This is a genomic window from Saccharospirillaceae bacterium (genome assembly GCA_022448365.1).
Lineage (GTDB): Bacteria > Pseudomonadota > Gammaproteobacteria > Pseudomonadales > Oceanobacteraceae > Bacterioplanoides.
Map to the genome: position 1 here is coordinate 118,545 of JAKVCS010000004.1, position 23,075 is coordinate 141,619.

Below are 23,075 nucleotides of genomic sequence, written 5' to 3' on the forward strand. Positions count from 1 at the left end.
TCAGTTTATGAGCGAAGCGCTTTCATCGCAGCCTTCCGATAAGCAACAAGCTGATAATAAACGCCCGCACGGTAACCAGTGTCCGGCCGGTGACAATTGTGCTTACTACGAGGAAGTAATCAGTTTACGAACTGAAGTTATCTCAGATCCGCTTACCGGACTCTATAATGTTCGCTACTTTCGACAGGCGCTGGAGCAGGAGCTGGAACGAACCCGACGCACACTGATATCCAGTGCCATTATGATGATCGACCTCGATCACTTTAAGCAGATAAACGATACCCACGGACATGAAGTTGGCAATCTGGTGTTAAAACAAACCGCCAGATTGATTCGTGACTCCACCCGCAAGCTCGATATTCAGTGCCGTTACGGTGGCGAAGAATTTGTAGTGATTTTACCCACCACCGAATTGATGCTGGCAGCCCATGTCGCTGAGCGACTGCGCGAGAGTATTGAGACAACACCGGTATTTCTCGCCGATGATGATTACATCAGCGTAACAGCCAGTATCGGCCTGGCGCTGCACAGCGCTGATGCACCGCTGAGCGCGACTGAATTAATCAATATTGCCGATGAACAGCTGTATCGGGCGAAAGAGCAGGGGCGTAACCGGGTGTGTTACCCACGGGTGGAGGTGCCGGAAACACAAGTTTCCGGTGACGAAAAAGACGCCTTGGGGTCTATGTTTGGTGGCCACGAAGAAACCGGCAGTTCTGATGATACTGCTTCTCAGGTGTGGGCTGAGAGCGAAATGATTAATGCCGGTTTTTCCGGCATCGAAAGTGATGATCATGAGGACGATTTTATTGCTGATGATGATGGCGAGCAGTGGATGCAATAGCCAGCGGCAGATCAGTGACGCGGTATCTGACCGTTCAGCAGAGCCATCCCCCGACCATTAAATAGCCCTCTGCTATTTCTGTTTTGCCAGCCAGCGATCCAGTGAGTTGGCAAAACTTTGCTTATCCCGATCTGAAAACGGCGCCGGGCCACCACTTTGAATACCGCTGGAACGCATCGTCTCCATAAAATCACGCATGTTCAGTTTTTGCCGAATAGTTTCTGGTGAATAGGCTTCACCGCGGTTATTAATAGCCTCTACCTGGTTTTCCATAACCTCGGCTGCCAAGGGAATATCCTGGGTGATGACCAGATCTGACTGGCGAGCTTGCTGCACAATAAAATTATCGGCGACATCGAACCCTGCTTCGACCTGTATGCATTGAATAAAGGGCGACGGTGGCAGCGGAATCGTATGGTTGGCAACAAAACGGGTAGTGATTTCGGTACGGATAGCAGCACGACAGATAATTTCTCTGACGGCTTTCGGAGTAGCATCTGCATCAACCCAGATGGTGGTCATAATAGTGCCTGTTTCAATTTAGCGGATGCAGCAATGTACCTGACAGCGGCGAGGCTGTCACAATCTGGCGCAAATGCACCCGAAATTTTTGTCCTGATACCACCTGTGCATTTACTGGCGTCGGGAGCATAGTGCGCAACAATTAAAGAACAATAAAACCGAGGGCGTAACTATGGCTCACACATCTGAACTGGGTGGTAAAGTCGACATTAAACCACGTCGTATGTCGTTCCCATTTAAAAATATGCATGATCGTTTTTTCTACAAAGGAAATTCGGTTATCTCTGTGTTTGGTGCTGCTTTGTCTTCTACCTTCCCGCCAGGTGAAGCTGAGTTTATTGCTTCGGTGCGCTTGTACCGTGACAAAGTAAAAGACGACCAATTGCTGCAACAGATTCGCGGTTTTATTGGTCAGGAAGGACACCACAGTCATCAGCATAAGCGAGCCAATCAGATATTGTCTGATTTAGGTCTGGATGCAGTTCGCCTGGAAAAACACCTTGAAAAAGACATTAAAAAATACATCGGACGCAAGCACGTAACACCAAAATTTCGTCTCGCCATGACGGTCGGTATGGAACATATCACTGCGATTATGGCGGAGTTCATACTGAATAATCCGGAAGTGTTGGAACCGATGGAAGAATCGGCACGTGAACTGTTGTACTGGCATGCGGTGGAGGAGATTGAACACAAAGCCGTGGCGTTTGATGTCTTTATGCTGTGCGAAAACGATCAGAAATACCTGCGACGGGTTTTACGGTTAGTCACAGCGTTATTCAGTATCCGGATCTTTTTCTATATGACGGCCTTGTTGTGGTGGTCCCGTACGATGCCCAGTTGGCAGGAGTTAAAAGGTTTCTATCGTTTCCTGTGGGGCAAAAAGGGTGTTGTGACCAGCATTCGTAAACCTTACCGCGATTATTTTAAAGACGGTTTTCACCCTTGGGATCATGCTAATCAGGAGCTGGTGGATAAATGGAAAAATGAAATATATCGTCCGGAGCATGATTTAGGTGCCCAGACATCTCAGGAAAAAACCACTACTGGTAATAATCAAGGTAGCGATAATCAGCAAGACGGTGATTTGAAAGGTGCATTGGCCTGACCTTGATAGTCCGGATCTTATAGGAATGAGTTAGAGTGCTATGCCACATTTGCCGGGATTCATCCCGGCTTTTTTGTATCTGAAGTCTGCGTTTTTACTACGCGATGCGTGTAAAAAAACACCGCCTTAATGCTTCCTTCCCGGAAGCCGGCGGTGAACCAGAGGGTGCAGTTCTAATGTATGACTCTGTTCCTTATTCCCCGATATATACCCGATTCGAATTGTAGTTTTTGGTATACCAGTCGGTAGAGGTTAAACCCCCACTTTCAGCCCACTGGCGATAATCGTTATAAACATCAACAATATTGTCACCAGAGGTTGGATGCAGCCAGCTGTATGGCATATTCAGCGCCCAAGGCAGGTTAGTGGCAGTTTCATAGGTCTTACTGAAGTCAAACAAGTTGGAATCATCGTCGCCACTGCCGAAACGATTCTGATCTGCCCGAGCCGATGGGCGATGGTTTGGCAGATGTACCTCACGGCCGCGGTCGAAGGTGGCGAAAATATAAGGGTTGTAAGGCGCGTTACCGGTCTGACTGCGTGTTTTAGCAACATCAAAAGTGATACTCAGAGACGCGGGGATTTCAGGGCTAATCGGGCAATCTGCATCGGTATTGTAGAACTGGCACCCCGGCGGTGTCGGCATCAGCGTTTCAGTATTCTGCACTACTACAAAGTTAAGATGAGAGCTTTGCTCGTCACTGACGATGGTCTCACTATCACCACCATTAACCGTGCGACTGGCGGTGTAAGTGGTCGTCGCGAGAATATTATTCAGCGCCAGGGCGAAACCATTAGACCGGGATGCTCCACGTGCAGTGAAGGTATAGTCGACGTGAATATCTTTTATTCGGCCTAAGCTGTTGCGTGTTTCTTTATAGCGGTAGGCGACAACCAGATCGTTCAGATCATAATCCCCTTCCACAGGCCAATTGTCCTCGAAAGCCAGTGTTCCAAGACCGTCGGCACTCGGGTAATACACATCGAATGCCCGCTCGCTATCGTTGGGATAATCGTCGTTGCCGTCTAATACTCCGTCGCCGTCTGTGTCTTCATTCTCAGGAAGTACGGTGATGGTTGATTTATCAATGGCCGTTTCAGGATTCGATGACACCATAAAGATCACGTCATTAAAATCGTGATCGCAACCCGAAGTGGTGCGCAGAATATCTTCCAGCCCTAACACAATATTGCCACTTTCATCGTCGAACAGCATGACCGTATGTGCTTTCAACTCGTCGTCAGTTTCCGCATTAAGATCTTTAACGGTGTAAAATATCCAATCCTCATTCTGCCAGGGTTTAATTCCATAATTAGGATAGAAACCGTTAGCCACAACGAAGAAACCAATTTTGGTTCCAGCCGTATGCGTACCCAAACTGATGGTATCGCCAACACGCATACCATTGCTGTCACCGCCACTGTTGAAGAAAGATGCATTTGGCATTAATACAATTTCGTTAATGTCGTCGCGGCTTGTTGGCTCGTCTCCAGTGTATGTGAAATAACCAAAGCCATTACGATAACCCGCCCCTTCATGCAAAAATGTGATGAAGACTTCACCCGTTTCTTTCACGGTAATATTAGCGCCAGCATCGTTGGTGATGTAATCCGGATTGGTCAGTGTGACATTACGGCCGTTAGGCAGTGCAGTACCAATTTTATTGAGTAATTCCGAAGACACTGCAACGTCATCCGCCATACTCAACGGAATACCGCTATAGCTGTAATTACTGTTGTAGTCACCCAGTGCATAGGTCCAGGCATTACTGTTGGCGGCGGAGAGAGACAGGCCTGCCGCAAATAATGCAGTGCTTAATTGCTTTGCAGATGATTTGAACATGGTCATGGCCAACCTCACTTGAATTCGTGGAAAATGGTGTCGGTGTTGATTTCCAGCTCAGCGACGTTATGAATTCCTATCTGAGACACTTGCACTTTAATATGAGTCAAGTGGCCTGGTATGCGAACTTCTTGTTCAAAATAGCCCTGACTATCGGTTTGACCACGACTGATTAAATCTGGAAGTGGTGCGGTGGCTGGAACAGCTTGCCGGGCATCCGATAATTCAAAATGATCAGGCTTATAAATCTGGACACCCACTTGCTTACCTGGATTCCCATTATGGTCAAGTACCTGAACGCGCAGAGTGATATCCCGATTCATGTTGTAATCAAAGCCATCAGGAACGGACAAAGGTTTGGTTTCCTGAGCCTCATTACTGTCGGCGGCGTCTGCCTCCGCGGAGTCTTCACCGCAACCACCGACCATTAAAGCGGCACAGCACATCAAGAGAGGAGCATTTACGTTTTTCACAAGCAATCTCCGACGAGGGATTTTGTTGCTTTGTTCTGCAGACTTTGTACCAGCTTTATAAGTGGTTGATTTATATAGAGGAGGAGATATTTTCAGGCGTTTTATTGCAACTTTGAGATTTGCATTCTGCAATTCCAGCGATGCTGTCTGCAGAATGCAAAGAAGAAATCAGGTGGGGTTAATATCCAGCGCACTGACCAGCTCGTGTGCGCGTTCTGCCAGTTCTAAGCCGCGGTCGGTTAAATAGCCGCCATCGGTCTGGCTGGTCAGACCTTTATCAAATAAACGTTTGGCCGCGGCCACCATCTCCGGAGCGGCATCATGATGCACTTTTATACCGGTTTGAATACTGGAGTGACGATCAAACTTCACCAGCAGGTTCAGCTCATCAACAATGTCAGCGCGATAGGGCATAGCAACTTCCTTTTTTGGTGGGAACATTCAGACTACCCCGGCATCTGCCACGCGGCAACGAAAAAGCGGGCCAGTACACAATAAAAAAGCCGACCATGATGCACATCATAATCGGCTTTTTTATTCAGGTTTTTATGGGTTATCGTTTAATGAACGACCCAAGAACCCTCAGTATTACGGTCAGAAGCATTCAACCAAACGTGGCTGACACCGCCTTTAACGGCTTTAAGTGCTTCATTGTCTTTGCTGTTGGTAGGCGCCGCGAACTTATAGTTACCCAGCTGCGCACAAGCCTGTGCGCCGCCAGTCCACTGACCCTTATAGGTAGAGATATTCCAGCTGCCATCAGCGTTATTCTGACAAGCGAAGTGATGACTTGAGTTACACCCGGCATCATCCCAGCGACCATTCCCCCATTGAACTGCGCAGTCCTGATTGCCGCCCCAGTTATTTGGCTCATTTCGGTCCCACGACCAGATAGCAGCCTCAATACGACCATCGTTGTGTGTCATATTATCGAGGTTGACGATGTTGCCGCCATTTTTAAAGGCCTGAGCGACGTCAGCTGCTTCAATCTTTTTGACTTTACCGCCGGTGAAAAAGGCGCCGATTGCGCCAACCGCTGTGCGATCTTCCCAGATACGGTTAATGTTTCCCAAGCCGGTGAAAGCCAGGTTTTTCATGCCAGTGTTGCCGGAACAGCCGCCGTCTTTCCACAGTACAATCTGTTTGCCCGCCGCTCGAACCTGCGCTTTGGTGAGGCTGTCCGGAATGCTCTTACACCCGTTTGACGCGTAAATCTTGCCAGACAGTTTTTCGTTAACAATGTCTAACAGCTCTTGATGACGGCCATCGGTGTGATCTTCAAAATACAGAATAATCACTTCATTCGGGTTTTCGTTCAGCCAATTGCGGACTTCTTGCAAACCGTCCTTAACCAGGCGATCTGTCAGGCTGCAACCGACGTGCAGATCGCCAACGGATTGGCCGATACCAGAGTGACACAGCAGCAGGTCAGGGCCCCATTTCCAGAACTTGGCGCCATGGGTTTGCGCTGTCCAGTGAGCATCCAGTTCGATAAAACGCGCACCTAAACGCAGCTGATCGTAGATCGAATGTTTCTGTTGTGGATCGAGATAACGCGTAGCGTTGCGGTATGCTTCCGAGTTATAGGTGTTGTGAGAACCGAGAATGTTGTTGTCGATCATTGGGCTGTTCACATCCAGATTACGCTGATGCGCCAGCGCTTTACCGGCCCAGCTATTCTGGAAATCTTTAATCGGATCCGGTGGTGGTGCAGAAGGCTTGGAGCTCATGGCGAAACCGGAAGCAGAGGCCAGCAGGCCTACCGCAATTGCGATGGACTTAGTCAGATTCATGAAATTATCCTGTAGTGGCTATGCCGTTGATCGGCTTATTATTATTTTTCTTGTTATTAGTTTATTGGTGCGTATTAAGGTAATTGCACGTTCGTTCTACACGATGCAGCGAATATCAGTAAAGCCGTACTTTGGTATTGGCACGAAAAGTTCATCAATTGATTCAAAATCGGACGCAATGACGAGCAAACCACGAAAATTGCCACACATTGTGATTTGACTGGGTGACAAACGAAAAAGCCTGCAACAGCAGGCTTTTTGTGTGTACCAGAATGGAATCAGTTGGTTTCAGCAGTGGTTTGATCTGCAACCGTGTCAGAAACTTCGGGCGGATTCTGTATCACCGGTTGCGGCTGCGGAGCAGCCTCAATAGCAGGTGCCTGGGTCGTAGCAGGGAGAGCTGGCGGTGCTGTTTGCTCTTGCGGCTGCTGTTCTTCAACTTGCTGCTGTTCTTCAACTTGCTGCTGTTCTTCAACTTGCTGCTGTTCTTCAACTGGCTGCTGTACCTCAGCTTGAGAAGTTGCAGGCTGTGAGGTGTCTGTTTGTGTTGTCACTGGCTGCTGAGCAGGCTCAATCGCGAGGGGTTGAGTTGCTTCAGGTTGGGGGAGCGGAGCGGTTTTTTGCTCGCTTTGCACCTCCGGAGCTGACTGAGGCTGAGTCAGTGGCGGCACTGCTGGTTGTATTGCTGGCTGTATCGCTGACTGAGACGCAACATCGGCCGGTTGTTGCGCGGATGCTGCGGCAGCATCCTGAGTATTCGGTGCAGTTTGTGTTGGCTGGTTGACGGTAATCGAGATATTGGCCGGTTGTTGGGCGGCCTGTTTTTCAAGTTCCAGTTGAGCTTTTTCGGCTGCTGCTTTTTTATTGGCGCCAGCCTGAGCGTTGTTGATCTTTTCAATCTCAGCCTTCAGATTGGCGATCTGCTGTTGGTACTTTGCCGCAATGCGGGCGCTTTGCTCTTCGGCAAACTGTTTCAGTGCCAGGGTCTGATCATGCAATGACATATGGCGGACATCATCGGCTTTCAGAGCACTGCCTATCTGGCCTAGATAATCTTCAAACTGCAGCGCGACTGTTTCTGCCTGGGCCTTATTCATGTTGACCAGGTTGGCGACTTCTCGTCCGACGAACAGTGCATGCTGCGCGGCACGTAAGGCGCCGTTACCGGTTTTTGCGACCAGATCGCGGTCAGTGTAGCTTTGGCGAATAATGCGTTCGGCGTTTTGTACCAGATTTTCAGCGTATTCAAACGTTTTAGTGGCGTTTGAGTCGGCATCTTCTTTTTCGGCTTTATCCAGCGTCTTTTTGGCGGGCTGCCAGTGCAGGGTCAGCATCACATCCAGTTCGATTGCCTTCAGATCGGTTAATACGGCTTCCGAGTCTTTGGCTGCTTTGGCGTCGTCACCGGTTTCAATCAGGCTGATCAACTCTTTAAAGTCTTCCATCCCAGCCTTGTATTCGCCAGGCAATACGTTGTTGGCTTTAATCTCATCGAGTACCGCTTTTTGCTGAATCAGCGCCGGTAGCTGAGCTTCGGCTTTTTCTTTATTCTGCAAGCCACCTTCGTACAGGGTAACCACTTTGGCAGATACCTTAACGGTCTCAATGGTTTTTCCCTCCAGATCGAATCCACGGGCTTGTCTTAATGCGTCGCGCAGCTGTTCCATATGCAGCGGTGCGTAAAAATCCAGCTCAGCCTTTTTGGCGTTTTTATAGGCGTTTTCAGCATTATCTAACGCTCTTTCGCTGTCACCGGCAAACTGCTCGGCTTTGGCGCTCGCCAGTGAATCAAAGGCATCCTGATTAGCGAGCTTTTTATTGGCGCAGCCGGAGGTTGCCAGTGTCGCAGCAAACATCGCTACGAGTAAAACATTGTGGCGAAACATATTGAAACCCTGAATTGAGTGATGAAAGGCGGGGGCTATGGGAGGAAACGGCACACTCATCTCCCTGATAAAATAAAGCCGCGCCAATTGCAGAAATTGGAGCGGCTATTTTAGCAATGTGGCGTTATTAATCCAGCAAAGACTTGTCGCGAACCGCACCCTTATCCGCCGAAGTGGCAAATTTGGCGTATACCTTCAGCGCCGTGCTGACCTTACGTGGACGCTCTTCGGCTGGCTTCCAGCCGATAGCATCACGGGCAGTACGACGGGTCGCCAGCTCTTCATCACTCAGCTGCACATTGATGCTGCGGTTCGGGATATCGATGATGATGTCATCACCTTCTTCCAGCAGACCAATGGCACCACCGGAGGCGGCTTCCGGAGAACAGTGACCAATCGACAGACCGGAAGTACCACCGGAGAAACGACCGTCGGTTAACAGTGCACAGGCTTTACCCAGGCCTTTGGATTTCAGGTAAGACGTTGGGTACAGCATTTCCTGCATGCCCGGGCCACCTTTCGGGCCTTCGTAACGGATAATCACGATATCGCCTTCTTTCACCTCATCGGCCAGGATGCCGGCTACGGCGCTGTCCTGAGATTCGAAGATTCTGGCTTTACCGTGGAATACCAGAATGGACTCATCCACACCGGCGGTTTTAACCACACAGCCGTCTAACGCGATGTTGCCGTACAGAACCGCCAGGCCACCTTCTTTCGAATAGGCGTGTTCGATAGAACGGATACAACCATTTTCACGGTCGCCATCAACCGTTGGGTAACGGGTGCTCTGGCTGAATGCGGTTTGGGTTGGAATACCCGCAGGACCAGCACGGAAGAACTCGATCACCTCGGGTGACGGGTTACGCATGATGTCCCACTTATCCAGTGCTTCCTTCATGGTTTTGGAGTGAACCGTTGGCAGTTCATTGTGCAATAAACCGGCGCGATCGATTTCACCCAGAATACCCATGATGCCACCGGCGCGGTGAACGTCTTCCATGTGGTACAGCGGCGAGTTTGGCGCCACTTTACATAACTGAGGCACAACACGAGACAGACGGTCGATGTCTTTTAGGTCGAAATCCAGTTCCGCTTCCTGAGCGGCTGCCAATAAGTGCAGGATGGTGTTGGTGGAACCACCCATCACGATATCCAGCGTCATGGCGTTTTCGAATGCTTTGAAGCTGGCGATAGAGCGTGGCAGAACCGATTCATCATCTTGCTCGTAGTAACGCTTGGCGTTTTCAACGATGCGACGACCGGCTTCTAAGAACAGGTTTTCACGATCGGCGTGTGTCGCCAGAGTCGAACCGTTACCCGGCAATGCCAGACCTAACGCTTCGGTTAAACAGTTCATCGAGTTGGCGGTGAACATACCGGAGCAAGAACCACAGGTAGGGCAGGCGCTACGCTCGTATTCGGCGACTTTCTCGTCAGACGCATCATCGTCTGCGGCGATGACCATGGCATCAACCAGATCCAGCTTGTGCTCAGACAGCTTGGTTTTACCGGCTTCCATCGGGCCACCGGAAACGAAGATCACAGGGATGTTCAGGCGTAATGACGCCAGCAGCATTCCCGGGGTGATCTTGTCGCAGTTAGAGATACACACAATGGCATCGGCACAATGTGCGTTCACCATGTACTCAACCGAATCGGCAATGACTTCACGGCTTGGCAGGCTGTACAGCATGCCGTCGTGGCCCATCGCGATGCCATCATCCACGGCAATGGTATTGAATTCTTTGGCTACACCACCGGCTTTTTCAATCTCACGGGCAACCAACTGGCCCATATCCTTTAGGTGAACGTGACCCGGAACAAACTGGGTGAAGGAGTTAGCAACGGCAATAATCGGCTTGGAAAAGTCATCATCTTTCATTCCGGTTGCACGCCACAGCGCACGGGCACCGGCCATATTACGACCGCCGGTAGAAGTCTTGGAACGATACTCAGGCATAGAACTCTCTCGTTATCTGACAAGCAGCAGAAAAACTAATTATGTTGTCACCACTGCGTTAAAAACCAGCTCGGATGCTCATTTATGACTCATAAACTGCGTGCTTTCGCTGGACTTGCGGCTAGTGCGACGGTTTCGACATGTGTTTTTCGAACCGCTTGCTAATCGTTAGCTGAAAATTATGCGGCGTATTGTATCAGCGCAGACGCGGTGCTGTCGCTGTTTTGAACAACCCGGTTACCAACAGACAGGCAAAACTATCCCAGTTATCCCATATTTCTGTGGATAAAATTGGGAGTAACTTTGGGGCAAACGGCGCTAGCCCAGACGGTAAGCGCCTGATTGTTAAATTGGTGAAAAAATAAACGTTTGTTTGAACGCCGCTAAAATCCATAAAAAGCCAGTAGTGGCAAGGGTTTTCTTCAAATTTTTCAGTGGCTTGGAGGAAGAGGTCCGAGGGTATAAGTCAAGAGGGAAAAGCACTGTGGATTTTAACAGTGTTGTGGAAAACTTTGTGGGTAAGATGAGGGGAAGTTGGGAATAATGGCTCTAGATCTGGTTTTGGAGCAAAAATTGAAGTGAGTATTTTGCTGTTTTCTATGGATGTTAAGCTGAGGAGCTTCTCAGTGTTACTATTGGCAAAACCATCAAAATATTAGGGATGATATGCAACAGGCAGGCATTTACGAGCAGCTAATCACTCAACTTGTTGAAAGCCGATTAGATCGTGACCGCTTTTATATTGGAGAACGTCAGCTTAATGCCAATGAAGCGTCTGTTTGGTTGTCTCGTTTCTTATCTAATGTTCTTGAATATGCCATCAGCTCGATTCCTTCTTGTGAGGATCGTCTGCAGCAACAAATCGAGCTGTCGAATCAATTATTGATGTGGTTGAAGGAACGGCTTCAGGATAAAGATTTTTTTGAAGAAAACTTACTGGATAGCCAAGGTAAAATTCTCACCGCCTTATACGATCTAGAAAACCCTGTTTCTGGAGATCTTAGGCAATATGTCGAAAATGTGTTCCCTCTTACGGGCTTAACTCAAAGCGAATTATTCTGTGGCAGCAATGCTGGTTTATCTCTCGAATCTGAGCTCAAGCGAGAAATATTATCCGCAGATAAAATTTACTGGCTGGTGTCGTTTATTAAATGGGCTGGGATTCGCATCTTTCGCAAAGAACTAGAGGAATTTACTCGTAGTGGGCGGGAGCTAAAAATCATCACCACCTCCTATATGGGGGCAACGGATGCTAAAGCAGTCGAGTATTTAGCAAGTTTACCGAATACCGAAGTAAAGCTTAGCTACAACACAGAACGAGAAAGGCTTCATGCTAAAAGTTATCTATTTTTGCGGGATACAGGCTTTCATACCGGTTATATAGGGTCGTCTAATTTATCTCGATCAGCCCTTACTAATGGTCTTGAATGGAATCTAAAAATTACTTCTCAAGAAATCCCCCATATTATTAACAAGTCGTTGAGTACATTTGAGACTTACTGGGCATCTAGTGAATTCGAAACATTCAGTGGTGATATTGTGAGTGTTGAGAAGTTAAGGAGTTCCCTTAAACAGCAGCGCGGAGATAGCGGTAACGATTCACATTTCTTCGAAATCAAACCCTTTCCTCATCAAAATGAGATCCTAGAACAGCTCTATGTCGAACGCGATGTTCATAAGCGATTTCGTAACCTTGTAGTTGCGGCTACGGGTACCGGAAAAACTTTAATATCGGCTTTCGACTTTGCTCGATTTTATAAAGAAAATCCTAACGCATCGTTCTTGTTTGTCGCCCATCGAGAGGAGATCCTAAAGCAGGCACGTTCTGCGTATCGCGGGGTACTGCGAAACTCGAACTTCGGAGAATTGTGGGTCGGTGGTCATACCCCAGATCGTTATGAACAATTGTTTGCTTCGGTTCAAACACTTAATAATCAGATTGAGCAGATACATTTAACCTCAGACTACTACGACTTTATCGTCATTGATGAGGTGCATCATATTGCTGCAAATAGCTATCGATCAATTCTTGAAAAATTTCAGCCGGCTATTCTATTAGGTTTGACCGCAACACCTGAACGCCATGATGGGGGAGATATCTTAGAAGATTTTGGTGGTGTAGTTGCTGCCGAAATAAGATTGCCAGAAGCAATCAATCGTCGTCACTTATGTCCATTTCAGTATTTTGGAATTGATGATGATACTGACTTAACCGGAGTGTCTTGGAGTCGAGGACGATATGATATTGCACAGCTAACCAACCTTTATACGCACAATCAAAATCGTGTGGACAGAATATTGAGAAGCTTGAGTGAAATTGTTACTGACTTAAACAATATGAAAGCGTTAGCTTTCTGTGTTAGTCGAGAACATGCTCAGTTCATGGCAAAACAGTTCTTGCTAAAAGGCGTTAAGGCCGATGTTCTAACGAGCGACAACAGTCACGAGCGACAGCAAAAGCAACAGGCAATTCGGTCTGGTGAAATCAATGTGCTTTGTGTTGTCGATATTTTCAATGAAGGCGTGGATATCCCAGAGGTTGATACTTTACTGTTCTTACGCCCAACAGAAAGCTTAACTATTTTTTTGCAGCAGCTTGGCCGAGGCCTCAGATTGTCAGAAGGAAAGGACTGCTGCACGGTATTGGATTTTGTTGGCAATTCTCGCCCTGAATATGATTTTTCTAACAAATTTAGATCTTTGGTAGGTAAGAGCAGCCGCTCGATTAGCGATGAAATAAATCAAGGCTTCCCCCATGTCCCTCTAGGTTGTCGAATTGAGATGACTAAGCGCACGCAAGAGATGGTGCTGAGTAATATTAGAAAGGCATCACTAAATCTAAATCGAATTGTCTCGTTAATCCGCCAATACCCCCAGCACACCACTGAGCCATTAACTTTAGCTAACTTTATTCGACACAACTCTCATATTGATTTACATAAAATGTATAAGATTGGCAGCTGGACAGAGCTGGTTTCTAAATCGAAAGATGAGGTGAAAGAGTGGAACAGCGATGAAAGTGCATTAGCGATGATTCAGACTGGTATACGCAATCGTATTCTCACGTGTGACGATCATAGTTACTTACAATTCCTCAAAACACTCTATGAAAAAAAGTTCAAACTAGATAGTGAAAATAACAGACAAGCCTTGATGTGCCACTTCGATTTTTGGCAGAAAACTGGCAGTAAATCCGGCTTTGATACTCTATCTCAGAGCTTAAATAGATTGAGGCAAATAGATGTTTCTGAAGAACTAGTATCCGTTTTGGATTGGCAGTTAGCACAGATAAAACACGAACAATTAATAATGCCAGGTTTGCGAGATGTTCCGTTACGGCTACATGCGAGATATGCACGTGAGCAAATTCTAGTTGGGTTTGGTGCCACGACGTTTGATTATCAGCCTCAATCTAGAGAAGGGCTGTATACAATAAAAGATCAGAATATAGAATTGTTATTCGTCACCCTAGATAAAAACGAAAAACAGTTTTCGCCAACAACCATGTACCACGACTATGCGATTAATGAAGAGCTATTTCACTGGTAAACTCAAAACAGCGCTAGGCCTGATATGGGTAAAGGGTTGAGCTATATCCAGCATCGAGATACTGGTAAACGATTATTTTTGTTCGTACGAGAACAAAGCAAAGATGAATATGGCCGAACCATGGGGTTTGTTAATTACGGTGAGGTAGAGTACGTCGAGCATGCTGGCTCACAGCCAATGAGTATTACTTGGAGGCTTCGCACACCGATGCCACACTTTATGTGGCAGCAAGCTGCTAAATTGGCGATGGGGTAACTTTTTTTGGATTGATCATAGTCGGAACTTTCAGGCTACTATTCTTTTCAGGCTGAAAGTCATGGCAGAAGTCTATTAGATTGCCAAGCTAAGAGAGCCGGCGTCCCTCATGATCTCAAAACAAAGGTTGTAACTGATCACGAATGCACAGGCAGCGATATATCGATCTAAATAGATATCAGATATTTATGGCAGAAAGCCTTAATTAATTGACTTCACATAGTAGAAAACACTGATGATATTCTTATAATATAATATCGTGTCAATAATATGGAGTATTAAGATAAATGCAGAATAAGCAAAGACGTATACCTTATGTGTATTACTTAGATAGTTGGAACTTCGAGGATGGAGATGCCGGATATCTAAAAAGTGAAGGTGTGGTAGTTACTCCTTCAGAGTATGATGACGATATTCACTACGGTAAGATATTTTGCCCTAATTGCTACACACCTATTGGTAGAACACCCAGAAAGAAACAAGTTACAAAAGATGGGCGAGATCCGTATTTCTTGCATTCTCGAAAGTATCAAAGTGTTGAGTGCTCTTTAAAGTCATCTAAACCCGAAGGAAAGAACTACAACAGCTATGAAGAGGTAGTAAAGTCTATAGAGAACGAAAAGTTGGCTATCATTTCGGAGTTCTTATCTGCGCAACCTCAGATTACAGATAATGTTGACGATGAATATAAGGAAACTATTGTTGAAGATATTGATGGCCCTAATGTTGATTTACCAGTTGGTCGGCATAATGGAGAGAAAATAGCTGTTCCGAGCAAAATTTCTACCGTTAAAGGAATATGCCGAAACTTCGATAAAAATATGGTCAAGTACTTTTATCTACCGAATAGCCAGTATCCACACAAGCTGATCGATTTACTTCATGATGTCAGAAAAGTAACGAGCACAGATTCCGAGCCAAAATTATATTTTGGGAAAGTTGTGAGAGTAGTCGATCATGGTAACCCACCTAGTAGCTCCAACATAAGAATGACTTTTTTTGAATACGAGCGAAGATGGGGATTGCCAGATTTTTGTCTTAAGACAACGATTGGAGAGCAAGACGCACATGGTATCTCAGAAACATCTATTGGGAAGTATGTACTAATTTATGGAGCAGTAACTGACAATGGTTCAGGGTTGTGCTTTAAAGAATTATCCTGGGGCGAGTTTGCGATATTGCCAGAGAAGTACAATCCCCTGTTGGATGATCTTCACTAAATGCATGTACAGTAGGCAGATGGATCTGCCTTAATAGCATAAGCCCCTCGCATCAACATCTTATAAACAGCTGTTTCGTCAGCAATGTTGGCGGAACACTAATCAGCCTATCTCCGAAGAAAACTCTATCTAAGTTGCAAGAAGGGGTAAGCTTATATGGATATAATTGTATCCATAATGCCTATATATTCTCTACAGTTGATATTACTGTATCCATTTTGGATGTCTGATGAATAAACTCTTACTACTCGATGACACTGATGTTCAGCGTGCTTTTGCCAGCCATTTGCGCGGTTTGCGTGAAGCTGAGAAGTTATCTCGGGAAGCGCTGGTACAGCGCAGTAGCGTTCCTGCTGCAACCATTAAAAAGTTCGAGCTGACCGGGCAAATTTCTTCTCTCCAGTTGCTGCTGTTATGGCAGTCGCTAGATGATCTGAAGCGATTGTTTGAACTAACGCAGGCAGGGGGGGATATCGCAAGAACGTATGCCAACATCGATTGAAGAGGTGTTAAAGGATAGGTTCTAAGCTTCTCACCTTCTCTCATTTAACCCAACCCCATCTGCACCAACACCATATAAACCGCCGTACCGCCAACAATGCTTAACAGCGATTGGCGGAACGCCAGATGCAACGCGGCAACCAACAATAAGCAACCCACCTCTGGGGCGAATTCCAGCGAAATAGCCGCGTCGTTTTTAAACGAATACACCACCAATAACACCATCACCATGGCGGGTAAAAAGCGGCCCAAATGAGTCAGGAGTGGATGGTCGGCCACTTTATACAGCAACACAAAGGGCAACACCCGGGTGAAGAAGGTCACGCCAGCTAACACAGCAATCACGCTGGTGAGATACCAGAATTCGTTCATGATTCCACCTCCACGCGGGCGGAGCCGGACCGGGCACGCGCAGCGTATTGCATCATTAATACGCTGAGGCTGAGCAGAATAGCGATCAGCAACATGTGTTCGCGACTGATCAACACCAGAGTGCCAACACCAATCAGCAGTGCCACCAGAAACGGACGAACATCTTTCAGGTGCTTAAACTGCTCGATGGTTAACACCATAAATAACGCCGGTAACACAAAGGCGATGCCGTCGGTAGAAAATGCCAGCTGGCTGCCGAGCCAGGCACCCAGAGTTGATCCGATAATCCAGTAACACTGATTTACCGCCGTTATTCTTATCTGAAACTGAGCCGCATCGATGCCTTTAGGTAAGGCCGTGGATGTGATCAGAGAAAAGGTTTCATCAGTCAGACCGAAGATCTGATAAAGACGGCGCCAGCCGGTGCTCTTCACATGACTCATGACCGATAAGCCATAGAAGATATGACGCGAATTCAGCAGCAAAATGGCAACCGCCATCTCGGTCAGCGAAGCCTGGTTGGCCAGTAAACCCACCACCAGAAACTGAGCGGCACCGGCAAAAATAAAAACGCTCATGGCGGTGGCATACAGCCAGTGATACCCCAGCTCACTGAATAACACGCCAAAAGCAGCGCCTAACGGTAAATAACCAAACATCACCGGCAGCGATGATCTTACTACCAGTGCATTTAACGGAGACAGAAAAGAGAACATGGGCAGTGTATCAGGGTAATAACCAGGAGCAGGATATTAGTTGTCCAGATGGTCAGAGGGCAAGTGGGCCAGAGTTGATTCAGGCCCTTATATTGTAACAGTTGGTTATTCGATGTTTTGTACCTGTTCACGCATCTGTTCGATCAGAACTTTTAAGTCCACCGCGTGCTGGGTGATCAGTGCTGTCAGCGATTTTGACGACAGGGTATTCGCCTCACGATTCAGCTCCTGCATCATAAAGTCGAGACGACGGCCAATGGGTTCACGGCTGGTTAAAATGCGCTTCACTTCGTTGATGTGGGTGTTTAACCGGTCCAGTTCTTCAGCGACGTCGGCTTTTTGTGCCAGCATCACCATTTCCTGTTCCAGCCGGTCGTTGTCCAGATTGCCACTCAGCTCATCCAGCTTGGTTTGCAGCTGCTGACGCTGGGCCGCTAATGCTTCTGGCATCTGTTCGGCTACGATGGCAACGATGTCGTTCATTTTATCCAGACGGCTGGTAATCATTTCAGCCAGATCAGCCCCTTCACGGCCGCGGGTATCTTTTAATGTCGCCAGGCTGGCATCAAACGCTTGCAGCGCCGCTGCCTGTAATGCTTTGCCATCCACTTCTTCGCTGGCTAGCACACCTGGCCATTGCAGCACCTGCAGGGCATCTAAGGCATTGCCAGGACCAATAATGGCATGCACCTGATCGGCCGCATGATTCAGCTGTTCCACCAGTTCGCTGTTAACGCTTAACTGAGCATTGCCCTGTATTGGCTGAAAGCGTAGTGCACATTCGATCTTACCGCGTCCCAGTTGTTTTTTCAGACGCTCACGCAGGTGGGGTTCGAGATCACGAAACGCCTCAGGTAACCGGAAATGGGGCTCCAGATAGCGGTGGTTAACGGAGCGGATCTCCCAGGTAAAACGGCCATGCTCACATTCACTGGAGTTACGGGCGAAGGCGGTCATGCTGTAAACCACGGCGGCGTTGCTCATAGATAAATCCCGAAAGTAATTGATTGTTGAATAAATAGTTGGCCGTATTGTACGGCGTGTCACCTCCGCCCGCTATGCGTCATCGGCTTGCTATCTATCGGCTGATGCGGGGAGTATACTGCCGCCTTTATTTGATTGTATTTAAGAAAACGGAAGGACTTATCTCTATGAGACCAAGTGGCCGCGCGCTGGATCAGCTACGTGACGTTAAAATTACCCGCAATTTTACCAAGCACGCCGAGGGTTCGGTGCTGGTGGAGTTTGGCGACACCAAAGTAATTTGTACTGCCAGTGTGGATAACGGTGTCCCACGTTTTATGCGTGGAGAAGGCCGAGGCTGGGTAACCGCCGAATACGGTATGCTGCCGCGTTCTACCGGTTCACGCATGATTCGTGAAGCCGCTAAAGGTAAGCAGGGTGGTCGTACGGTTGAAATCAGTCGTTTGATCGGTCGCTGTCTGCGCGCGGCTGTTGATATGGAAAAACTGGGCGAACACACCATCCAGCTGGATTGTGACGTGATTCAGGCCGACGGTGGTACTCGTACTGCGTCCATCACCGGCGCTTGTGTTGCTCTGGCGGATGCTATTAACGGTCTGCTGGAGCAGGGCCGTATCAAAGAAAACCCGATCAAGAGCATGGTGGGTGCGGTATCTGTGGGTATTTACGAAGGTCAGCCGGTGCTGGATCTGGATTACCCGGAAGACTCTGTTGCAGAAACCGATCTGAACGTCATCATGACGGCTAAAGGTGGTTTTGTTGAGATTCAGGGTACTGCCGAGCAGGAAGCGTTCTCGGATGATGAGCTGGCCAGCATGTTAGCTCTGGCGAAAAAAGGTATTGCTGAGCTGTGTGAAATTCAGCAGGCAGCGCTGGCGAGCTAATCGCTGCCGCTGTTTCGCTGAAACAAAAAAGCCGCTGCTTGTGCTCTGTGTAAACAGGGCATCGGTCAGCGGCTTTCTTATGGCTGTTGTTCTCAGAGACCGGACGCTGGCTGGCGGTTAGTCTTCGTCGAATTCGTATTCGACCATCACAGCGGCGTGGTCACCAAACCTCAGGTTGGTATCCAGCTTGGCTTCGACAACGAACTGGCGCACGTTGGGCGTACAGATCTGGTAATCCTTGCGCCAGCCATTCTGGTTGCGGCGAGCGCTTTCTTCATCCGGCCACCAGCTGAATTGGTTTTCACCAAAATTGGCTTCGCGAAAAGCATCCACATAGCCTGCGGGACCAAACATCTGATCAAACCAGGCGCGTTCCTGCGGTAAAAACCCGGGTGTTTCCTGATGCGCTTGCCAGTCGGACAGGTCGAAGGTTTTGTGTGCTGCTTCAAAGTTACCGCAAAAGATAAAGTCGCGACGTTTGCGTCGGGTCTTGTTCAGATGGTCTAAGAAAGATTGCTGAAATGCCAGTTTGTCTTCCAGTGTGTTGTGTTCGTCGATCGCCGGGAACAGGATAGAACCAACGCTCACGTGGTCGAAGTCGGCCTGAATAAAGCGCCCCTGAATGTCACACTGATGAAACGCCAGCCCTGTCATGATGGCCTTCGGCATGTCTTTGGTCAGGATGGCGACACCCGAGTAACCGTCGGCTTCTGCATCAAAGAAATACGCGTTGTAACCGTCTGGATAAATCACGCTATCCGGCAACTGGTATTCTTTGGCCTTCAGGTTCTGAAGCGCGACAACGTCGGCATCGGCGGTTTGCAGCCAGTCGTACAGACCTTTTTCTACGGCCTGCTCAATGCCATCAAGGTGTAAACTGATAATCCTCATACATGGTTCCCGACTATTGAAGCGTGTATCATACCGCATACTTTTCAAAGCAGGTATCACCAGAGTTGACTATGCAAGCGTATCAGAAAGAGTTTATTGAATTTGCCATCGAGCAAGGCGTACTGAAGTTTGGCGAATTCACCCTCAAATCTGGTCGAGTCAGCCCCTACTTTTTTAATGCGGGTTTATTTAATACCGGCTCTGCGCTGGCGAAGTTAGGTCGCTTTTATGCGGCGGCGCTGGAAGCTTCCGGCGTGGAATACGACGTGGTATTCGGTCCGGCCTATAAAGGCATTCCGTTGGCGACTACTATTACTGTAGCTCTTGCGGATCAATACAATAAAGATATGCCTTACGTGTTTAACCGTAAGGAAGCCAAAACCCACGGTGAAGGTGGCAACCTGGTTGGTTCGCCATTAACCGGCCGGGTACTGATTGTTGACGACGTGATCACGGCGGGTACTGCTATCCGTGAAGTGATGGCGATGATTCAAGCCGCAGAGGGGGCAACGCCTGCGGCGGCATTGATTGCGCTGAACCGTCAGGAAAAAGGCAATGGTGAATTATCCGCCATTCAGGAAGTTGAGCGCGATTTCGGTATGCCGGTGATCAGCATTGTTGGCCTGAACCAGGTGCTGGATTATGTGTCTGAAAAACCAGAGTTGCAGCAATACGCGGATGCCGTCAGTGCATATCGCGATCAATACGGGGTTTAATTTATGAAGTTGTTTGTCTGGTCAGCAGCCGTTTGTTGTCTGTTGCTTACAAGTGTTAGCCATGCAAGCAAGTTGTATCGTTTTACCATCGATGGTCGGGTGGTGGTGAAAGACCACGTTCCGGCGCAATATTCTCATCTGGGTTATGAAGTTCTCAACAGTTCGGGTCTGGTGATCAAAAAGGTGAAGCCTGCGCCAACCGCGGCTGAGCTGGCTGAACGCCGCGCCATTGAGAAGGCAAAAAAAGAGCGCCTGGAGCGAATCCGGGCCAAGCGCAAGCAGGATATGGATCTGCTGCGGTTGTACGCGAAACCGGGCGACGTTGAGCGTGCGCGCAAGCGCAAAGCCGATGAGATCGAATCTTATATCGAGCTGCAACGTCGCCGTATCTCTGATCTGGAAATCAAACTGGAGCAGTCGCAAGGAGACGCTGCCGATATAGAGCGCCGGGGTGTTGAGGTGCCGGTGGATCTGCGCCTTGAGATTGCCCAGTTACAGAATCGAATTCGTGAGAGCCATGCCAACATCAAAAGTCGTCAGCAAGAGCTGATTGACAGCACTAAAGAGTACGCGGTGCAGTATGAGCGGGTGCGTATTCTGCAGGTTTATAAGCCGGGTGTACTGACGGAAGATATTGATCTGAATAAGGTCGATCGCGAGCTGGGCAGTCTCTGATCAGCCGTGACCGTATGGCCGGTTAAACACCGGTCGCCTTTGATGGCTGTCAAAATAGCGTTATTCGATGAAAACAAGGCCGCAGCGGCTTCACCCGCTGCGGCCTTTTTGCGATAATCGCGCGCTTTTCTGTATTTCGAAATTCACGACCAAACTTTGCCGCTGAGGCCAGATTCTATGAAACCGCAAATTGCCGAGTTGTTATCCACCGTTGTTGCCACCCTGAAGTCTCAGGATGTGATTCCTGCTGAGCTGGAGCCACGCATCAATGTGGAGAATACCCGCGATAAAGCACACGGCGATCTGGCCACCAACCTGGCAATGATGCTGGCCAAACCCGCAAAGAAAAATCCTCGCGAACTGGCACAACTGATTGTTGATGCGCTGCCGGAAAGTGAGCTGGTGGAAAAAGTCGAAATCGCGGGTCCGGGTTTTATCAACTTTTATCTGTCTGATGCTTCGACCAACAGTCTGATTAAGGCGGTGCTGGAGCAGAAAGAGCAATACGGTCGTTCCGATGAGGGTGCCGGTCGTAAGGTTCAGGTGGAGTTTGTTTCTGCCAACCCAACTGGCCCTCTGCATATTGGTCACGGTCGTGGTGCGGCTGTGGGTGACTGTTTATGTCGCCTGTTGGATGCCAATGGCTGGGATGTAACGCGTGAGTTTTATTACAACGATGCCGGTGCGCAGATTAACAACCTGGCACTGTCTGTTCAGGCTCGTTGTAAAGGCTTAACACCAGACGACGCCAGCTGGCCAGAAGATGGTTACCGTGGTGACTACATTAAAGATCTGGCAGACAGTTTTATGGCGGGTGACACCGTGATATCCGAAGACCAGAGCTTCACCGGCACCAAAGATGCTGATGACCTGGAAGCCATTCGCCACTTTGCCGTGGCCTATCTGCGTCGAGAGCAAGATCTGGATTTAAAAGCCTTTGCGGTGGATTTTGATGTCTACTTCCTGGAGTCATCTTTGTATTCTGAAGGCAAAGTTGAAGAAGCGGTTCAGGCGCTGATCGCTAATGGTCACACCTACGAAGATGGCGGCGCGTTGTGGTTACGTACCACCGACTTTGGTGACGACAAAGACCGTGTGATGCGTAAAAAAGACGGGGGTTATACCTACTTCGTTCCAGACGTGGCGTACCACCTGGACAAGTGGCAGCGCGGTTTTGAAATGGTTATTAACGAACAGGGCGCTGACCACCACAGCACGATCACCCGTGTTCGCGCGGGTCTGCAGGGTTTGGATGCTGGCATTCCAAAAGGCTGGCCAGACTACGTACTGCACCAGATGGTAACTGTCATGCGTGGCGGCGAGGAGGTGAAAATCTCCAAGCGTGCTGGTAGTTACGTGACACTGCGTGATCTGATTGATGAAGTAGGCCGTGACGCCACCCGTTACTTCCTGGCGGCGCGTAAAGCCGACAGCCAGCTGACCTTCGATATTGACCTGGCACGTTCGCAGTCGTCTGATAATCCGGTTTATTACATCCAATACGCCCATGCACGGGTATGTTCGATTTTCCGTAAGTTGGCAGAAGCGGGTCAGAGCTGGACGATGGAGCAGGGTGTCGAGTCACTGAGTGCGCTTACACTGGATAACGAAAAAGATTTGATTGTAAAACTGGGCCGTTACCCGGAAGTGGTTAAAAACGCGGCGAATAACCGCGAGCCACATCAGATTGCTAACTACCTGAAAGAACTGGCGGCTGAGTTCCACACCTATTACAACTCAGAAAAAACACTGGTAGAAGACGATGATATTCGTAACGCCCGTTTGACACTGGCGGAAGCAGTACGTCAGGTGATCGCAAACGGTCTGGATTTGCTGGGTGTTTCTGCGCCTACAGAAATGTAAGGTTTGCTTGCGGTGGC

Annotated in this window: 18 protein-coding genes and 2 pseudogenes; 9 read left to right on the plus strand and 11 right to left on the minus strand. The window is 48.4% G+C overall.

Annotation, left to right across the window (positions count from 1 at the left end):
• Positions 1-7: 7 nt before the first annotated feature.
• On the plus strand, positions 8-844 hold the full coding sequence (locus MK185_11720) for a GGDEF domain-containing protein (protein ID MCH2041294.1): 837 nt from the start codon (positions 8-10) through the stop codon (positions 842-844).
• A gap of 72 nt (positions 845-916) precedes the next feature.
• Here MK185_11720 and MK185_11725 read toward each other — a convergent pair whose 3' ends face one another.
• Positions 917-1,366, minus strand: a complete 450-nt coding sequence (locus tag MK185_11725) for a YaiI/YqxD family protein (GenBank protein ID MCH2041295.1) — start codon at positions 1,364-1,366, stop codon at positions 917-919.
• 172 nt (positions 1,367-1,538) lie between these two features.
• On the opposite strand from MK185_11725, the gene MK185_11730 reads away from it, so the two are divergent.
• Positions 1,539-2,474 (plus strand): metal-dependent hydrolase, encoded by a 936-nt coding sequence (locus MK185_11730; GenBank protein ID MCH2041296.1) that lies wholly within the window; start codon positions 1,539-1,541, stop codon positions 2,472-2,474.
• A 193-nt stretch (positions 2,475-2,667) separates the two neighbouring features.
• Here the strand turns inward: MK185_11730 and MK185_11735 are convergent, their stop codons facing one another.
• The 6 genes from MK185_11735 to ilvD form a co-directional block, all read right to left on the minus strand.
• Positions 2,668-4,323 (minus strand): LruC domain-containing protein, encoded by a 1,656-nt coding sequence (locus MK185_11735; GenBank protein MCH2041297.1) that lies wholly within the window; start codon positions 4,321-4,323, stop codon positions 2,668-2,670.
• 8 nt (positions 4,324-4,331) lie between these two features.
• Positions 4,332-4,790: a hypothetical protein gene (locus MK185_11740; GenBank protein MCH2041298.1), complete on the minus strand. Its 459-nt coding sequence runs from the start codon at positions 4,788-4,790 to the stop codon at positions 4,332-4,334.
• 168 nt (positions 4,791-4,958) lie between these two features.
• Positions 4,959-5,204 (minus strand): TIGR02647 family protein, encoded by a 246-nt coding sequence (locus MK185_11745; GenBank protein MCH2041299.1) that lies wholly within the window; start codon positions 5,202-5,204, stop codon positions 4,959-4,961.
• Between the two features lie 146 nt (positions 5,205-5,350).
• On the minus strand, positions 5,351-6,583 hold the full coding sequence (locus tag MK185_11750) for a phosphatidylinositol-specific phospholipase C domain-containing protein (GenBank protein ID MCH2041300.1): 1,233 nt from the start codon (positions 6,581-6,583) through the stop codon (positions 5,351-5,353).
• Positions 6,584-6,861: 278 nt separating this feature from the next.
• A complete protein-coding gene (locus MK185_11755) occupies positions 6,862-8,469 on the minus strand; it encodes a hypothetical protein (protein MCH2041301.1) in 1,608 nt (535 codons plus the stop codon).
• Between the two features lie 127 nt (positions 8,470-8,596).
• The gene (gene ilvD / locus MK185_11760; protein ID MCH2041302.1) at positions 8,597-10,432 is read right to left on the minus strand and encodes a dihydroxy-acid dehydratase; all 1,836 of its coding nucleotides are present in this window, start codon (positions 10,430-10,432) and stop codon (positions 8,597-8,599) included.
• Between the two features lie 885 nt (positions 10,433-11,317).
• On the opposite strand from ilvD, the pseudogene MK185_11765 reads away from it, so the two are divergent.
• The 3 genes and pseudogenes from MK185_11765 (at position 11,318) to MK185_11775 (ending at position 15,983) form a co-directional block, all read left to right on the plus strand.
• Positions 11,318-14,236 (plus strand): annotated as a pseudogene (locus MK185_11765) (DUF3427 domain-containing protein).
• 287 nt (positions 14,237-14,523) lie between these two features.
• A complete protein-coding gene (locus MK185_11770) occupies positions 14,524-15,456 on the plus strand; it encodes a hypothetical protein (GenBank protein MCH2041303.1) in 933 nt (310 codons plus the stop codon).
• Between the two features lie 229 nt (positions 15,457-15,685).
• A pseudogene (locus MK185_11775) lies at positions 15,686-15,983 on the plus strand (helix-turn-helix domain-containing protein).
• Between the two features lie 19 nt (positions 15,984-16,002).
• Here MK185_11775 and MK185_11780 read toward each other — a convergent pair.
• From MK185_11780 to MK185_11790, 3 genes are all read right to left on the minus strand, one after another.
• Positions 16,003-16,329, minus strand: coding sequence for an AzlD domain-containing protein (locus tag MK185_11780; protein MCH2041304.1), 327 nt, complete (start codon positions 16,327-16,329; stop codon positions 16,003-16,005).
• Positions 16,326-17,045, minus strand: coding sequence for an AzlC family ABC transporter permease (locus MK185_11785; GenBank protein ID MCH2041305.1), 720 nt, complete (start codon positions 17,043-17,045; stop codon positions 16,326-16,328). The genes MK185_11780 and MK185_11785 overlap by 4 nt, the downstream gene beginning before the upstream one ends.
• A gap of 105 nt (positions 17,046-17,150) precedes the next feature.
• Positions 17,151-18,029 carry a YicC family protein gene (locus tag MK185_11790; GenBank protein ID MCH2041306.1) on the minus strand — a complete coding sequence of 293 codons (879 nt, stop codon included), beginning with the start codon at positions 18,027-18,029 and terminating at the stop codon, positions 17,151-17,153.
• 167 nt (positions 18,030-18,196) lie between these two features.
• Here MK185_11790 and rph point away from each other — a divergent pair, with 167 nt between their 5' ends.
• Positions 18,197-18,913 carry a ribonuclease PH gene (rph, locus tag MK185_11795; GenBank protein ID MCH2041307.1) on the plus strand — a complete coding sequence of 239 codons (717 nt, stop codon included), beginning with the start codon at positions 18,197-18,199 and terminating at the stop codon, positions 18,911-18,913.
• A gap of 117 nt (positions 18,914-19,030) precedes the next feature.
• Here the strand turns inward: rph and MK185_11800 are convergent, their stop codons facing one another.
• On the minus strand, positions 19,031-19,804 hold the full coding sequence (locus MK185_11800; protein ID MCH2041308.1) for an exodeoxyribonuclease III: 774 nt from the start codon (positions 19,802-19,804) through the stop codon (positions 19,031-19,033).
• Positions 19,805-19,875: 71 nt separating this feature from the next.
• Here MK185_11800 and pyrE point away from each other — a divergent pair, with 71 nt between their 5' ends.
• The 3 genes from pyrE (at position 19,876) to argS (ending at position 23,058) form a co-directional block, all read left to right on the plus strand.
• Entirely contained in the window at positions 19,876-20,520 is a 645-nt protein-coding gene (gene pyrE, locus MK185_11805; GenBank protein MCH2041309.1) for an orotate phosphoribosyltransferase, read from the plus strand.
• A 3-nt stretch (positions 20,521-20,523) separates the two neighbouring features.
• Positions 20,524-21,195, plus strand: a complete 672-nt coding sequence (locus MK185_11810; protein MCH2041310.1) for a hypothetical protein — start codon at positions 20,524-20,526, stop codon at positions 21,193-21,195.
• Positions 21,196-21,372: 177 nt separating this feature from the next.
• A complete protein-coding gene (gene argS, locus MK185_11815; protein MCH2041311.1) occupies positions 21,373-23,058 on the plus strand; it encodes an arginine--tRNA ligase in 1,686 nt (561 codons plus the stop codon).
• Positions 23,059-23,075 lie beyond the last annotated feature (17 nt).

What these genes read in the sequence shown, in the direction of transcription:
- MK185_11720 (MCH2041294.1), top strand. Translation starts at nt 8, where the DNA reads ATGAGCGAAGCGCTTTCATCGCAGCCTTCCGATAAGCAACAAGCTGAT.
- MK185_11725 (MCH2041295.1), bottom strand. Translation starts at nt 1,366, where the DNA reads ATGACCACCATCTGGGTTGATGCAGATGCTACTCCGAAAGCCGTCAGA.
- MK185_11730 (MCH2041296.1), top strand. Translation starts at nt 1,539, where the DNA reads ATGGCTCACACATCTGAACTGGGTGGTAAAGTCGACATTAAACCACGT.
- MK185_11735 (MCH2041297.1), bottom strand. Translation starts at nt 4,323, where the DNA reads ATGACCATGTTCAAATCATCTGCAAAGCAATTAAGCACTGCATTATTT.
- MK185_11745 (MCH2041299.1), bottom strand. Translation starts at nt 5,204, where the DNA reads ATGCCCTATCGCGCTGACATTGTTGATGAGCTGAACCTGCTGGTGAAG.
- MK185_11750 (MCH2041300.1), bottom strand. Translation starts at nt 6,583, where the DNA reads ATGAATCTGACTAAGTCCATCGCAATTGCGGTAGGCCTGCTGGCCTCT.
- MK185_11755 (MCH2041301.1), bottom strand. Translation starts at nt 8,469, where the DNA reads ATGTTTCGCCACAATGTTTTACTCGTAGCGATGTTTGCTGCGACACTG.
- ilvD (MCH2041302.1), bottom strand. Translation starts at nt 10,432, where the DNA reads ATGCCTGAGTATCGTTCCAAGACTTCTACCGGCGGTCGTAATATGGCC.
- MK185_11770 (MCH2041303.1), top strand. Translation starts at nt 14,524, where the DNA reads ATGCAGAATAAGCAAAGACGTATACCTTATGTGTATTACTTAGATAGT.
- MK185_11780 (MCH2041304.1), bottom strand. Translation starts at nt 16,329, where the DNA reads ATGAACGAATTCTGGTATCTCACCAGCGTGATTGCTGTGTTAGCTGGC.
- MK185_11785 (MCH2041305.1), bottom strand. Translation starts at nt 17,045, where the DNA reads ATGTTCTCTTTTCTGTCTCCGTTAAATGCACTGGTAGTAAGATCATCG.
- MK185_11790 (MCH2041306.1), bottom strand. Translation starts at nt 18,029, where the DNA reads ATGAGCAACGCCGCCGTGGTTTACAGCATGACCGCCTTCGCCCGTAAC.
- rph (MCH2041307.1), top strand. Translation starts at nt 18,197, where the DNA reads ATGAGACCAAGTGGCCGCGCGCTGGATCAGCTACGTGACGTTAAAATT.
- MK185_11800 (MCH2041308.1), bottom strand. Translation starts at nt 19,804, where the DNA reads ATGAGGATTATCAGTTTACACCTTGATGGCATTGAGCAGGCCGTAGAA.
- pyrE (MCH2041309.1), top strand. Translation starts at nt 19,876, where the DNA reads ATGCAAGCGTATCAGAAAGAGTTTATTGAATTTGCCATCGAGCAAGGC.
- MK185_11810 (MCH2041310.1), top strand. Translation starts at nt 20,524, where the DNA reads ATGAAGTTGTTTGTCTGGTCAGCAGCCGTTTGTTGTCTGTTGCTTACA.
- argS (MCH2041311.1), top strand. Translation starts at nt 21,373, where the DNA reads ATGAAACCGCAAATTGCCGAGTTGTTATCCACCGTTGTTGCCACCCTG.